Source organism: Afipia sp. GW821-FHT14H12 (assembly GCF_058803465.1).
The window spans coordinates 687,250-701,509 of the sequence record NZ_JBXAOZ010000001.1; the positions used below are offsets into that span (position 1 = coordinate 687,250).

Annotated in this window: 16 protein-coding genes; 9 read left to right on the forward strand and 7 right to left on the reverse strand. The window is 55.8% G+C overall.

Annotation, left to right across the window (positions count from 1 at the left end; translation table 11 throughout):
• The first annotated feature begins 5 nt into the window (after positions 1-5).
• The 4 genes from AC1RNA_RS03430 (at position 6) to AC1RNA_RS03445 (ending at position 3,119) form a co-directional block, all read left to right on the forward strand.
• Positions 6-1,292: a molybdopterin molybdotransferase MoeA gene (locus tag AC1RNA_RS03430; RefSeq protein WP_492950266.1), complete on the forward strand. Its 1,287-nt coding sequence runs from the start codon at positions 6-8 to the stop codon at positions 1,290-1,292.
• Between the two features lie 9 nt (positions 1,293-1,301).
• Entirely contained in the window at positions 1,302-1,685 is a 384-nt protein-coding gene (locus AC1RNA_RS03435) for a c-type cytochrome (protein WP_492950267.1), read from the forward strand.
• Positions 1,686-1,869: 184 nt separating this feature from the next.
• On the forward strand, positions 1,870-2,730 hold the full coding sequence (locus AC1RNA_RS03440; RefSeq protein ID WP_492950268.1) for a metalloregulator ArsR/SmtB family transcription factor: 861 nt from the start codon (positions 1,870-1,872) through the stop codon (positions 2,728-2,730).
• 38 nt (positions 2,731-2,768) lie between these two features.
• Positions 2,769-3,119, forward strand: a complete 351-nt coding sequence (locus AC1RNA_RS03445; protein WP_492950269.1) for a winged helix-turn-helix domain-containing protein — start codon at positions 2,769-2,771, stop codon at positions 3,117-3,119.
• 8 nt (positions 3,120-3,127) lie between these two features.
• Here the strand turns inward: AC1RNA_RS03445 and phoB are convergent, their stop codons facing one another.
• The 6 genes from phoB to pstS all read right to left on the reverse strand — a co-directional run bounded on the left by phoB (position 3,128) and on the right by pstS (position 8,365).
• The gene (gene phoB, locus AC1RNA_RS03450) at positions 3,128-3,829 is read right to left on the reverse strand and encodes a phosphate regulon transcriptional regulator PhoB (protein ID WP_492950270.1); all 702 of its coding nucleotides are present in this window, start codon (positions 3,827-3,829) and stop codon (positions 3,128-3,130) included.
• Between the two features lie 20 nt (positions 3,830-3,849).
• Positions 3,850-4,560: a phosphate signaling complex protein PhoU gene (phoU, locus tag AC1RNA_RS03455; protein WP_492950271.1), complete on the reverse strand. Its 711-nt coding sequence runs from the start codon at positions 4,558-4,560 to the stop codon at positions 3,850-3,852.
• Between the two features lie 17 nt (positions 4,561-4,577).
• On the reverse strand, positions 4,578-5,384 hold the full coding sequence (pstB, locus tag AC1RNA_RS03460; RefSeq protein WP_492950272.1) for a phosphate ABC transporter ATP-binding protein PstB: 807 nt from the start codon (positions 5,382-5,384) through the stop codon (positions 4,578-4,580).
• On the reverse strand, positions 5,381-6,226 hold the full coding sequence (gene pstA / locus AC1RNA_RS03465) for a phosphate ABC transporter permease PstA (protein ID WP_492950273.1): 846 nt from the start codon (positions 6,224-6,226) through the stop codon (positions 5,381-5,383). Before pstA ends, pstB begins: the two co-directional genes overlap by 4 nt.
• Positions 6,226-7,185, reverse strand: coding sequence for a phosphate ABC transporter permease subunit PstC (gene pstC, locus AC1RNA_RS03470; RefSeq protein WP_492951173.1), 960 nt, complete (start codon positions 7,183-7,185; stop codon positions 6,226-6,228). Before pstC ends, pstA begins: the two co-directional genes overlap by 1 nt.
• Positions 7,186-7,315: 130 nt before the next feature.
• Entirely contained in the window at positions 7,316-8,365 is a 1,050-nt protein-coding gene (gene pstS / locus AC1RNA_RS03475; RefSeq protein WP_492950274.1) for a phosphate ABC transporter substrate-binding protein PstS, read from the reverse strand.
• A gap of 563 nt (positions 8,366-8,928) precedes the next feature.
• On the opposite strand from pstS, the gene AC1RNA_RS03480 reads away from it, so the two are divergent.
• Positions 8,929-9,126 (forward strand): hypothetical protein, encoded by a 198-nt coding sequence (locus AC1RNA_RS03480; protein WP_492950275.1) that lies wholly within the window; start codon positions 8,929-8,931, stop codon positions 9,124-9,126.
• 154 nt (positions 9,127-9,280) lie between these two features.
• Here AC1RNA_RS03480 and AC1RNA_RS03485 read toward each other — a convergent pair whose 3' ends face one another.
• The gene (locus AC1RNA_RS03485; RefSeq protein WP_492950276.1) at positions 9,281-9,517 is read right to left on the reverse strand and encodes a helix-turn-helix domain-containing protein; all 237 of its coding nucleotides are present in this window, start codon (positions 9,515-9,517) and stop codon (positions 9,281-9,283) included.
• Between the two features lie 850 nt (positions 9,518-10,367).
• Here AC1RNA_RS03485 and AC1RNA_RS03490 point away from each other — a divergent pair.
• From AC1RNA_RS03490 to AC1RNA_RS03505, 4 genes are all read left to right on the forward strand, one after another.
• Positions 10,368-10,595, forward strand: a complete 228-nt coding sequence (locus AC1RNA_RS03490) for a DUF6634 family protein (RefSeq protein WP_492951174.1) — start codon at positions 10,368-10,370, stop codon at positions 10,593-10,595.
• A gap of 73 nt (positions 10,596-10,668) precedes the next feature.
• Positions 10,669-11,478 carry a metallophosphoesterase gene (locus AC1RNA_RS03495; RefSeq protein WP_492950277.1) on the forward strand — a complete coding sequence of 270 codons (810 nt, stop codon included), beginning with the start codon at positions 10,669-10,671 and terminating at the stop codon, positions 11,476-11,478.
• Positions 11,479-11,681: 203 nt separating this feature from the next.
• Positions 11,682-13,790, forward strand: a complete 2,109-nt coding sequence (locus AC1RNA_RS03500) for an AAA family ATPase (protein ID WP_492950278.1) — start codon at positions 11,682-11,684, stop codon at positions 13,788-13,790.
• On the forward strand, positions 13,791-14,054 hold the full coding sequence (locus AC1RNA_RS03505; RefSeq protein WP_492950279.1) for a hypothetical protein: 264 nt from the start codon (positions 13,791-13,793) through the stop codon (positions 14,052-14,054).
• Positions 14,055-14,260 lie beyond the last annotated feature (206 nt).

Below are 14,260 nucleotides of genomic sequence, written 5' to 3' on the forward strand. Positions count from 1 at the left end.
ACGGCATGAACCTCCATCAAAGCTTTGTTCAGCACGACATTGCTGACTGCACGAAGGGACAATCGTTGTTGTCCCTTCGGCACGCGCGTGAGATTTTTCTCAAAGACGTGCACCCAATTAGTGAAACCGTGTCTATCCGGCTTAACGAGGCCGTATCCCGTATCACTGCGGCCGATGTTGTCTCTAACGTTTCTCTTCCGAGGTTCGACAACTCGGCAATGGATGGCTTTGGTATCTGCCTCGAAGATCTTTCCACATCCTTCCCTAAAACGTTGCAACTGGCGGGTCGCGCCCTCGCCGGCCATTCAGCGACGGGCAGTTGCACATCCGGTTCCGCGCTGCGAGTCCTGACCGGGTCGCGGGTGCCAACAGATGTCGCGGCAATTATCCCCCAAGAGCAAGTCACCATCATTGGCGACACGATCTTGATTTCCAGCGTACCGCGTTGCGGCGCGAACATCCGCCGCCAAGGTGAAGATACGCTGGCCGGCTCAGTCGTGGTGCCTAAAGGCACAATCATCGATGCTAGGCACATTGCGATGTTAGCCGCTGTCGGCCTTACTCAGATCCATGCTCTACGACCACTTCGAATCGGGTTGATTTCGACGGGCGACGAACTTTCGGACGATAGCCGAGACCTGAGCCAAAACGGCATCGTGGATGTAAACAGGCCAATGCTCCGATCCCTCTTGGCCTCGCCGATGTTCGACCTAACCGATTTTGGAATTTGCCGCGATGATCCTGGCTTACTCTCACAGATTTTGAAAAGTGCTGCAGGGCGAACCGATTTAATCATCTCATCAGGCGGCATCTCTGGAAGCGAAACAGATTGCTTGGAAAGGGCTGTACTGAATGCTGGCGGAACGTACGAGCGGCTCAGAGTGGCGATCCGGCCCGGAAAGCCGATTGCGAAGGGACGCATTGGCGCAATGGAGATTGTCGGCCTTCCAGGTAATCCAGTGTCTGCATTAATCAACTTTCTTCTTTTCGCGCGGCCAACATTATTCAAGAAGCTTGGAATATCCGGAACCGCTCTGTCTGCCGTAAAGGCGAGATGTGCGGCAGCTCTACCTCGGCACTTCAATCGTTCTGAATTCATCCCAGTTCAAATTGGCAATATCAATGAATTTTGCGAGCCGATTGTCCACAAGCTTGGCAGCGGTAGCTCTGCGAGCCTGAGTCCACTGGTCGCCGCGGACGGCTTTGCACTGATTGAAGCGGGAGTGGGCTCCATTGAAGCAGGCGAGCGATTGGACTTCTATCCCTTCAGAAACGCCTTTTCGATCTCATGAGGAAAACGGATGAAATTGACAGTAAGCATCATCGCGCTTGCGTTCGTTGGAGTTGCTTCGGCGCATGCGCAAGACATCGAAGCAGGCCGCAAGGTATTCAATAAATGCATCGCCTGTCATTCTGTCGGACCAGGCGCCAAGAATAAAATTGGTCCCGAGCTAAATGGCTTGATCGGACGAAAAGCAGGCTCAGTCCCGGGATACTCTTACTCGGATGCAAACAAGCAGTCCGGCATAACGTGGACCGAGGAAGAATTTGCCAAATACATTCGGGACCCGCAGGGCACGGTAAAAGGAACGAAGATGGCCTTCGCCGGCCTGAAGAACGACCAGGACATCAAGGACGTCACAGCATTCCTGAAATCGTTCGATAAGGATGGCGGTTCCAAATGAATCTGCTGTCCACTCTCAGCTTTCGAACAAGCAACTCCGCCGAGTCGGAGATCTTCGCAAAACGTCGGAATTTTAAAGTTCTCGTCGATGCCCAGAAAGAAACCTCAGCGAGTCTTGCGGGTCATGCCTCTGTCATGTAATTTGTCCATAAATATGGACATATGGACACGAGGGACGTGGACCGATGAGCACTATCCAAGAGACGGCTATTGAGGGCTTTGGCTCGCTGGCTCAATCGACTCGGCTTGAGACCATGCGACTTCTACTTGCGGCGCATCCCGCCAGCGTGTCCGCAGGAGAAATCGCCAAAAGGTGTGAAGTCCCCCACAATACGATGTCCAATCACTTGAGCATCTTGGCGAGAGCAGGCCTCGTGAATGTCGAAAAAGACGGCCGCTCGATGAACTATCGCGCCGATGCCGGCGCCTTTCGCACACTGATCGATTTTCTAGCTAAGGAATGCTGCGGCGGTCGTCCTGAGCTTTGCGGCTATTTTCCCGATGCCGTGAAGCCTGAAGTTCGAGACGAATCGGGAGTTGTGCTCCCCTCTTTCAACGTCCTGTTTCTGTGCAGTCACAACTCCGCGCGTTCTATTATCGCGGAAGCCCTGCTTGATAGATTGGGCGGCGGAAAGTTCCGTGCACACTCTGCTGGTTCAGACCCAAATAAATCCCCTCTCCCGGAAGTGTTAGAGCGCCTTAAGGCGCTTGGCCATGACGTGTCGAATCTACGTAGCAAATCATGGAACGAGTTCACAGGCAGCAATGCGCCGCGCATGGACTTCGTTATTGCGCTTTGCGATACGCCCGAGGGACAGGCCTGTCCGGATTTTGGCGATCGATTTGTAACCGCCGCTTGGCCGCTTCCTGATCCTAGCAAGTTCGTGGGTTCAAGCACCGAGCGCACTACATTACTTAACGAGCTCTACGCGATGATCCGGCGACGAATAGAAATCTTTATCAATCTTCCATTCGCCTCGCTCGATCGCATGGCGCTTAAAAGACGCCTTGACGAAATTGGCGACACGACACGCGTCGCGCCATAAGAGACGTTCAATCGCCGCTAATCGCAGGATCTCCGCAAATGTCGGGACTTCAAAACCGAGTGTTGCCAGATCTCATCCTTGTATCCGGAGAATTTATCCTAGATCGCGAAGCTCTGAGAGCTTGGCGAGGTACCGTTGAACTCAGCCTGTCGCTTCGACAACTTCGTATCCTCGAGATATTCCTCGAGCGGCCAGGTCAGATCATCAGTCGCGCTTTTATCCGATCAACCGTCTGGGGACCGACCGCACCGGTCTCGGGAAACAATGTCGACGTGGAAATCGGTCACATGCGAAAAGTCTTACGTGGAGCCGACGGCAGCCAACCGATCAAGACGGTCAGGGGTTGCGGCTTCGCTTTTGAGCCCAAAGAAGCTCAAAGACACGGCTAGATCCTGCGCTAACTTGCCTGCGCAAAGCGATCGTCGAGAGCATATCCGGCGCCCCGCACCGTTCGGATTGGATCCTGGTTGCTATCCAGGTTCAGCAATTTGCGTAGGCGTCCAATGTGAACATCCACCGTTCGCTCATCGATATAGATGTCGCGACCCCAAACGCCATCGAGCAATTGCTCGCGGCTAAAGACACGGCCTGGATGCTCAAGAAAGAATTCCAGAAGTCTGTATTCTGTCGGGCCCAAGTCGACGGCACGGCCTGCCCGCGCCACACGGCGCCTCTCACGATCCAGCTCAATGTCGCCGTACGAGAGGATGGTTGCCATTCGACTTGGACTTACGCGGCGAAGTAGCCCTCGGACACGCGCCAAAATCTCCGGCACCGAGAACGGCTTAACAATGTAATCGTCTGCGCCGGTCGCTAGTCCCCGGACCCGCTCACTCTCTTCGCCACGAGCTGTAAGCATAATGATTGGAAGATTTTTGGTTTGGAGATTGCCGCGAAGCCGCCGGCAGAGCTCGATGCCAGAAAGCCCCGGAAGCATCCAATCGAGAATTAGAAGATCTGGCAGGTACTCCTTCAACCGCGCGTCTGCCTCATCACCTCGAACGGATATATCGACGTTATAGCCTTCAGCCTCCAAATTGTACTTAAGCAGCGTAACAAGAGATTCTTCGTCTTCGACGACAAGAATGCGCGCCTTCATTTGATGCCTCTTGCCTGCGATCAATTGGTACCCGTGAAGTTTGTCATGTCGCCCTTAGGACGCTTTTCCGTAATCGTTTGCCCATCGACTTGGTACACGATGGTCTCAGCTATATTGGTCGCATGATCTCCCATCCTCTCGATATTCTTCGCACAGAACATCAGATGGATGCAGAAGGTGATGTTGCGAGGGTCTTCCATCATGTAGGTCAGCAACTCGCGAAACAGCGACGTGCAAATCGCGTCAACTTCTTCGTCACCCTTCCAGACCGTCATGGCGGCAGCTACATTTCTAGCCGCATAAGCGTCCAGCACAGATTTAATCTGCTCTTGCACAAGCTCGGACATGTGTTCGAGTCCACGCACGAGTTTCACCGAGTGGAAATCCCCCTCGCCGATTGCATGCACGCGCTTTGCATTATTCTTGGCAAGATCCCCGATTCGCTCCAGGTCCGTCGCAACTCGCATGGCACTGACAATCTGTCGAAGGTCAATCGCCATCGGCTGGCGCCGAGCAATTGTGAGAACTGACCGTTCCTCGATCTCGCGTTGGAGCTGATCGACGTCCGCATCTTTCGCAACCGTTGCGACCGCTAGAGCCGCGTCGCGCTCAACCAGCGCGTTAACGGCGTCAACGAGCTGTCGCTCGACGATTCCACCCATTTCCGATACCAGCCTGCCAATCTCCTGCAGATCTTCATCGAAGGCTTTGGCCGTATGATCGAGGATCATCATTTTCTCCCAGATGATTAGCCGAAACGGCCCGTGATATAGTCTTGCGTACGGTGGTCTTCGGGCGCGGTGAAGATCTTAGTTGTCAGACCAAACTCCACGAGCTCGCCCAAATACATAAACGCCGTGTAGTCAGAGACCCGCGCTGCTTGCTGCATGTTGTGCGTGACGATAACGATCGTGTAATCGGACTTCAGCTCGTCGATCAGCTCTTCGATTTTCGCTGTCGAAATCGGATCAAGGGCAGAGCATGGCTCGTCAAACAGGATCACCTCGGGTCGAACGGCGACGGTCCGCGCAATACACAGGCGCTGTTGTTGACCACCAGACAGGCTTAAACCACTGGCTTGAAGCTTATCCTTGACCTCATCCCAGAGCGCAGCGCGCTGAAGGGCCTTCTCCACGCGGCTATCGATCTCTTTCTTCGGCAACTTCTCGTAGAGACGAATCCCATAGGCCACATTCTCATAAATCGACATGGGGAACGGCGTGGGTTTCTGAAACACCATGCCGATCCTGGCCCGAAGAAGGTTAATGTCGATCTCATCGCCAACGATGTTTACGCCGTCGAAATGAACCTGCCCTTCCGCGCGCTGACCGGGATAAAGATCGTACATGCGGTTAAGCACACGAAGTAACGTTGACTTCCCACAGCCGGATGGCCCGATAAACGCAGTCGTTTGGTTTTGATAAAGGGGCAATGTGATGCCCTTGAGAGCTTTGTGATCTCCATAGAAGAAGTTCAGGCCTCTGATCGCGATTTTGTCCCGCAAAGGCGAACTGGCCGCCTCCGGCCGAACAGCCGCAAGATGAGTCGCGCTCATGACGTTTTCCTTGTTCCAGCAAGTGAACGGGCGACAATGCTAAGTGTCAGCACCGATAGCGTGATAATCAACGCGCCTGTCCAGGCTAAGCTTTGCCACTCGGCATATGGACTAAGCGCGAACTGGAAGATGACGGCAGGCAAACTCGCCATCGGCGCGTTAAGGTTGTTCGAGAAGAACTGATTGTTGAGAGCCGTGAAGAGCAACGGCGCTGTTTCTCCAGTCACGCGCGCCACGGCGAGCAGAATGCCAGTGATGATCCCTGCTCGCGCCGCTCGATAGCCTATCTGCCGAATCATAAGCGCACGTGGCAGACCAATCGATGCCGCTGCTTCACGAAGCGTGTTCGGCACCAGAACCAACATATCTTCAGTCGTCCGCACTACGACGGGCACGACAAGAACCGCCAGAGCGGCCGCCCCCGCGATGCCTGAAAAGTGACCCATCGGCCGCACCATGACCTCATAGATAAAGAGGCCGATCACGATGGAGGGCGCACTCAGCAAAATATCATTGATAAATCGAATAACGCTCGTCAGCTTTTCGTGGCGCCCGTATTCGGCCATGTACGTTCCCGCGAGCAGACCAATAGGCGTTCCGATCAAAAGACCCAACCCAGTCATAATGAGGCTGCCCGTGATCGCGTTGAGAAGACCACCGCTCGCTCCAGGGGGCGGCGTCATTTCGGTGAAAACCGCCAGCGAGAGCCCACTTAGCCCTCTCCAGAGCAGCACACCCAGGATGGCGGCAAGCATTGCCATCCCCATCACGGTTGCCGAGACGGAAGCGAGAACTGCGAAGCCGTTGGTGCGCCGGCGCGATGAATATCTTGCGGACTCCATTAGCCGACCTTTCCTTCAATTCGCATCAGGAGGAAGCGCGCGAGTGCGAGGACAATGAACGTGATCACAAAGAGAATGAGACCAAGCGCAATCAACGATGAGGTGTAGAGATCACCAACGGCCTCGGTAAATTCATTCGCAATCGTCGCAGCGATCGTTGTCCCAGGCGCGAGCAAAGAGGCGTTAATCTTGTGCGCATTGCCGATCACAAAGGTGACCGCCATCGTCTCGCCGAGCGCTCGACCTAGCCCGAGCATGACGCCGCCGATGACACCGACGCGCGTGTATGGAAGCACAACGAAGCGCATCACTTCCCAAGTACTGCACCCTAGACCGTAAGCAGCTTCTTTAAGTACGGGCGGAACGGCATCGAAAACATCGCGCGAGATCGAGGTGACAAAGGGAAGAACCATGATTGCCAGAATGAAGCTGGCTGTGAGAATGCCTATTCCATAGGGCGGACCGGCAAATAACGTCGATAAGACTGGAACGTTATCTGTCGCAGCAATCAACGCCGGTTGAACATGCTCGGCGAAAAATGGCGCCAGAACAAACAGTCCCCATATCCCGTAAATGATGCTGGGAATGCCGGCTAACAATTCAATTGCAATACCTATCGGCCGCCGCAGCCACTTGGGGCAGAGTTCGGTAAGAAACATTGCAATAAGTAATCCGAACGGCACCGCAATCAGCATTGCGATGAATGACGTAACCAGCGTCCCATAGATCGGCGCTAGAGCACCAAATTTCTCCGTGACTGGATTCCATATCTGCGCCGAGACAAAGCTGAAGCCAAATTCGTGCAGAGCGGGCAATGAGCCAGAAACGAGCGATATGATGACGCCGCTCAGCATCAGCAAAACGAAAATCGCAGCAGAGCGGGTCAGAATGCGAAAGAGCGCGTCGCTCGCTTTTAGCCTCTGAAGCACCCGCGCGCGTTCGGCAACGTCTTGCACCACGTCTTCGCTTTGCCAAGCCACATCCACCACGGAGGCCTCCAGATTAGATAGATCGTCAGAAAGTTGGGCGATTACGGTCGCTGAAAGAGCGAAGGGGCGACGTGCTAGTCGCCGCCCCTTCGATGCTTATTCAGTTCGAAGCTGCAAAGAGAGGCTGACCGCCGCTATTCTTGATGTCGCTCGCCCATACCTTCTTGATACCTTCCACGACCTTCGCGGGCATCGGGACGTAATCAAGGCCAGCTGCCATCGCGTCGCCCTTCGGCGTAAACGCCCAACCAAAGAACTTCAGAGCTTCTTTGGTCGCGGCCTCGTCATTTGGCTGCGTCGGAATCAAGACAAAGGTCGAACCAGCGATCGGCCAGCTATCAGCCCCGTGCTGATCGGTGATGACCACGAAGTAGTGGTCTGAGTTGCTCCAGTCCGCATTCGCGGCAGCCGCCTGAAAAGCTGCCGCGCTCGGCGAAACAACCTTTCCGTCCTTGTTGATCATATCAACAGAGGTCATTTTGTTTTGCTTGGCGTAGGCGTATTCGACGTAACCAATTGCGCCCTTGGTATTGGCAACGTTATTGGCGACGCCCTCGTTGCCCTTTGCGCCAATCCCTGCTGGCCATTCCACTGCAGTGGCAGCACCAACCTTGGATTTCCAATCTTCGCTCACCTTGGACAGGTAGTCGGTCCAGATGAAAGTCGTGCCCGAGCCGTCCGAGCGGTGCACAACAACGATAGCCTGGCTTGGCAACTTCGCATTGGGATTGAGCTTGGCAATCGCAGGATCGTTCCAAGTCTTGATGTCACCGAGGAAGATTTTGGCGAGCGTCGCGCCATCGAGCTTCAGATCACCGGACTTGAGCCCGTCAAGATTGACGACCGGGACATCGCCGCCGCTGACGACCGGGAATTGCACGAGGCCGGACTTCTGAAGATCGGCAGGCTTCAACGGCATGTCGGATGCGCCAAAGGTCACCGTGCGACTCTGGATCTGCTTGATGCCGCCGCCAGAACCGATCGACTGGTAGTTCACGCCAACGCCATTTTCCTTTTTGTAGGCGTCAGCCCATTTCGCAAGAATTGGGTACACGAAGGTCGAACCGGCCCCCGAGATGTCGGCCGCGAATGCTGGAACCGCCGAAGCAACGGCGAGACCGACAGCGACTAGAACTTTTGTGAATTTCACTGGCTCTCTCCTGTTTGAGCGAGGCGCAGGTAATTTCGGCGCCATCGGGCATCCCTTCGGGATTGGCCAATTGCGCTTCTATGGGCGTTGAATAACAGTTCTGTGACAAATACGTCGATAAATACCGACATATTTCATCAGTAACACTGAATACATCAGGAATTAGTCGATTAGTCTCGACTTATTGACATCTACGCTCAGAGGAGGAGACATCCCTTGAGGTTCTGATCCGGCTCATCTCCTTGGTTTCCAGAATGCGGCTGCCGGATGCCGCACGCGTCGCTTTTTATAATAGGGAATTTTTCGATATCCCGATGGGAGCCTGGACGCAGGCTGCAATGCGGGGGCCGAGCGACTGGAGCGTCGGCGAACGCGAATTGATGGCGGCCATGGTCGCGAAATAGAACTCTTGGGGCTTTTGCACGGGCGCCCATGGAGCCGTAGCCCCAAAGATATTGCAGCGGCCGACAGTGAACGCAGCACTTGCGGACTTTCGCGCAGCGCCGATTTCGGAGGCGCTGAAGGAAACGCTGGCATACCTGGAAACCATGACGTTGCGACCGATGGAATTGACGGTCGACAATGCAAAAGCGGTGCTTCGCAGCGGCGTGCGTCCCGAAGCACTGACGGATGCAATCGCGGTTGCAGCGATCTTCAACATTGTCACCCGATACGCGGACGCGCTTGACTTCGCCATGTTGCGTCCCGAGGAATTCGAACGTGCTGCCAACATGCTCCTCAGGCGAGGTTATGCTTCCTGAGGGCCGCTATATGCCCCCAAACGAACTCGATGTGGGTTATTCGGGGTATGACGACACTGACGTCGTCATAAGACCTTGGGAAGAACCCTGAGTTTGCGAGAGAAGCAGTTCGCACAACCCGGCGACAAATCTAGGGTTGCCGGCGACGATTGCCCTAAATCGCACTGATTCCTTTTCTTGCTCCGTCAAAGTGGAAACGTATCCCTGCCATTTCCAATGCACTTTTTAGCCTGGCTAACGTGTCATCGTAGGCGATTGAGCGCCCCTGTTCGTACCGGGCGATTGAGTGCTTTGACACACCTGATTTGATCGCCAACTCGTCCTGGCTCCACCCGCACCATGCTCGCGCGGCCCGCAACTGAGCTGGCGTGATGTCTGCCTCGTTAACCATAAATCGCTCATTTTGAGACAAATGCAAACTTCTGTGGTAGTGTTAAGATAAGATTAAATATCGCGGCCGAGCCGACCCTCCGCCGTCAGTCGCTTCAAGTCCAGAACGCCAGAGTTAGTATCGCTGAATCCTTCATAAGGATTTAGACCGGCAGGATTTTGACGGAAGGTTGCCCTTCGTTCAAGGACTCGAATCGAGTCCTTCGCCGCTTATCGCACGTCAGCAAGCCATCATTGTATCGGGAGCGTCTCATGCCCGCATCGAGGAATCACGCGCCATTTTCATTGGCTCCGGCTCCTGCACAATTCTCTCCGCTGATTTGGTGGCGCACACGGAGGCCCAGTCCCCTTCTGTGCAAAGGCATCGGCGGAATTCGTGAAGCTTTGCTTGGGACCGAAATCCAAGGAGAACCAGAATGGCCTCGCGCAATCCTTGGCGACGCCGCGGTTGCAATTCGGATAGCGGTCGGACAAATGAAAGTGCGCAAGATCACGGCTACCGAAGTCGACATAGCACTATCGGCTGTTCTGGCATGCGCACTTGAGGGTGAACCAGCATCAGCAATTGTGCTTTCCTCGGCGTTGAGGCGCCGCTCGAAATGTGATCCCTCTTGCAAGACTCTCAGCTTGCTCTGGTTAGTCGCGAAATTCTGACCTCAACGAACACGTCATCGCTCGGGCAGTTTGCACGCAGCTCAGCGCAGACGATGAAAATTGCGGTCAGCATAAATCGCGGAGTTTGTGAGATGTCTATTATAACGCAATGCGGAAGCCTGAACCATCTAAGGGACAATCTGACAAGCTTCCTCTGTGATATCCATAATCTACAAAACGGTGAAACGCCGCGCTCGATGGATTTAAGTGTCGCTCCTACCATCGAGCAATGGTCGTATGGCCTCATACCGACACGCTGCATTGTTGGTTTAGTTCGCGGACACCCAATTCTTGGCAATCGCGCTTCCGTCCACACGTCTCAAGTCGTCCTCTTAGATCCCGAGAACGGTTGGGCGCGGACATGGTCTCGATACTATCGTCTCGGAGCGCCCGAACGGTCTACCACCTACTCAGCGGGCTCGTAGTCGCCGTTTGGTGAATGGCGACCCTGTTGGCCGATGCTTCATCGGCGCCGATCCGAGTTCTTTCGTTGAGGCGATGAAACGTTTGCCCGAGAAGATGGAGGCGAGGACTGAAGTGTTGCTCTGGGTCTTATCGGATCTGCACTTGGAAGCGACGCGCGGCTGGAATCTACCGTCCGGAGACGCACGTCCACATTTCGACGTCCTCGTCGTGGCCGGCGATCTGATCCCCCGAATGGAGCGCGGTGTGAAATGGCTATCCGAACGTGTGACCGATCGCCCCGTGATCTACGTCGCAGGAAATCACGAAGCTTATGGCGCGGATCTCGATCGCACGATCGAAAAAGCTCGTGCCGCCGCAGTGGGAACAAATATCCATATCCTGCAGAACGACAGCGTGACCATCGGCGGCATGATTTTTCTCGGTGCAACCGGATGGACCAACTTCAATCTTTTTGGCGATCCGGACCGCGCGATGCATGCCGTCGGCGAGTTGATGAATGACTACAAGAAAATCCGCGTCAGAAATTATGAGTTGCGCTTGCGTCCGGCACACACGCTTGCACGCCACAACGAGACGCGCGCATTCCTACAGCGAGAATTGAGCCGGCCGAAAACCCTACCGCGCGTTGTGGTCACGCACATGGGCTTTCATGCGGAAGCTGTCCGCCAAGGATTCGAGCGCGATCTGATATCGGCCGCATACACCAGCAACGATCCCATCGAGGGTGCGGACCTCTGGGTGTACGGGCACACCCACGAGACCCGGGATTTTCGCGTGGGTGCCACCCGCGTTGTCAGTAACGGAAAAGGCTACGGACCCTGGCGCGCGAACGAGACCTGGGAAAATCCGCACTTCGATCCGAACCTGATCGTCGAAATCTAACAGCGGCAGTTAGAATTAAGGACTGAACGGCTTTCCGCTAAGGCGACGACAAACTCGGCGTGCCCGCGGCGACCGATCGGCATCGAGATGCTCAAGCAAATTCCAATGAAGTCGCAAAGAATAATCGCATGAAGTTCAGGCTCATACCACCAGAAGTCTGACTGTGATGGTGCTTGAACTACAAAACTCCCCAGGAGCGACCGATGACGCGCAAAAGCTTCGCGAAATTGCAACGCTCTCGAGTCGCCGCAAAGGACACCCACGCCGCAGGCGTCGATGCTGGTATTCCACTCCATAAATTTAGGAGGATTCCAAGCAGCATGACATCCAATCCTTCACTATCTCAGCCAGTTGGGGAGGAGGTCAAGGACCCTGTCGACGACGACGATTCGGAATCGGCTTGCAAACCAGTAGCAAAGCGAGCGAGCCCCTCGGCAAGATGTTCGATAGTCGCAGCCGCGTTTCGCGCTGCGACCAAAGGTGCCATCCGGCGACAGTTGAAAGGTAAGTCTCCGCTCGCGCTCGTTGTCCTAGTGCCCGGGCCCAGCTGGATTGCGCCGGTCAGGGCGCTTTTCTTAAAGCGATTTGGCGAGAGATGGCAGACTGCGCTCGAAGCGGATACCAAGACAACGGCCGGGCATAAAGCCGAACGGAACGCTGAGGTCGCCAGTTGTCTTACGCGCGGGCTACCAGTGATCGGCGTCGCAGTTGAACGTGATGCGCTTCCTTCGGTGCTGACAACCGCTGCCGATCTGACTATTCGTTTTGATACCCCGCGCGGCTCCACGATCGGCCGCGCGATCCGGATGTTCACGGGACGAGCGGCTCCGACCGAGATCGACGAGAAAATCGCATTCGGCCTCGAGTTCCACGACCTTGTCGCCGCCTTCCGCCCCAACTCGTCGCCGGTCGAAATCATCGAGCGCTTGCGGAAGGCCTCGCCCGCAACACGGAGCGCAGGCACCGCCGAGCGTTTACCCAATTTGGAAGGGGCGATCGAATATGGCGCGGCACGAACCTGGGGTATGTCATTGGCGCAAGACCTCGCCGACTATCGCGCCGGACGTCTCGACTGGCAGGAAGTAGACCGTGGCGCTGTGCTGTTTTCGGAGCCGGGTCTTGGAAAAACACTGTTTGCCCGGATTTTGGCACAAGCGTGTGGCGTCCCGTTAGTCGCCTTTTCGATCGCCGATCTGTTTGCAAGCTCTCCTGGCTATCTGGACTCGGTGATCAAGGCATCCCGCGCGATGTTCGAGCGCGCGGCCGCTGTTGCGCCGTGCATTCTATTCCTCGACGAAATCGATGCACTACCGAACCGCGCTACCATGTCTCCACGTGGCGCGGACTGGTGGACACCCGTAGTGACCGATTTCCTGCTTAGCCTCGACAACGCGGTCGCGGGTAAGCGCGCAGGAATCGTGGTGATCGGCGCCACCAACAACATTGGCGGCGTCGATGCGGCCATGCTGCGCCCCGGTCGGCTCGAACGGGCGATCGAGATCATGCGTCCTGATCACGCAGGCGCGGCGAATATTCTTCGTCACCACCTCAACGGAGAATTGCTGGACGCGGATCTCACTGACATCTCGCATTTATTGGATGGATCGACCGGTGCCGAAATCATGATGACAGTCCGTAGCGCCCGCCGGAGCGCGCGCTACGCGGGGCGCAAGCTGGAGCGCGATGATCTACTGCAATCCATCGCGCCGATCGAGGCCATCGCGCCCGACGCGCTCAATCGCGCATGCATTCACGAGGCTGCTCATGCCGTGGCCTCGCTCGTCGTTCCTTCCGGAATTCTCAAACGATGCATTATCGGTAGCACTGCGGCTACGGCAGGCCGGACACTTATCCAGACGGATAAGAGCGACCTGCTGACCCGGGATTCGGTCGAACGGCGCGCCGTGGTCTTACTCTGCGGTCGCGCCGCGGAGCGGCTTTTGATCGGCAGTGCCGGACTCGGTGCGGGTGGGGACGACGAATCCGACCTCGCCCAGGTCACTCAGTTCGTCGCAACGCTGCACGCCTCCTCGGGCCTTGGCGACACGCTGACCTACGTCACCTCATTTAAGGAGGCACTGGCAGCCGTGCGCGACGACCGCGAACTCCGGTCAAAGGTCGAGCAACACTTGCGTGCCCTACAGGAGCGGACTGAAGAAATCGTACAGAGGCACCGTGACGCCATCATCGCCGTCGCCGACCAGCTCAGGACACGCCGTCAGCTTTCGGGAGAGGAAGTTCGCCGGATCGTCCAGGCGACCTCCGAACGATCGGACCGAAGCCATCAGTCATTGATAACCACGGAGGGCTGAATGCTCGTTGTTACGGTTGACCTCGTTCCTGGGGGTTACGAATCCCACCGCCGCACCATCGGCTCCATGCGGATAGCCAATGTTTCCAATCTGGCGGACGTGTCCGACTACGCCGTCGATGCGACGGAAAACGCCAATCCACTGTCCGGCACAGCGCTGCGAAACACAAAGTGCACGGTGCGGGCCCATAACCGCAGGCAAAGCATTTGGGCTCTTCTGGCGAAGGCATCGGGGGAAATCCTCAAGGACTCCGGCGAACTGTAAAACCGTTCGCACATCAGTCCACTGACTCAATCCGCAGACCCGACTTCACGGACGATTCATCATATCGGTATCAGACGAATCCTAGGAAAACGATTTCGCAACTAGCGCGCGAATAGTGTCGCGCCACACTTTCATGTCCAGAGTACGAGTGCTGCGATGACCTTGGAATTTGTCTTCCACCTGAGCCACTTTCCCAAGCGGATCCC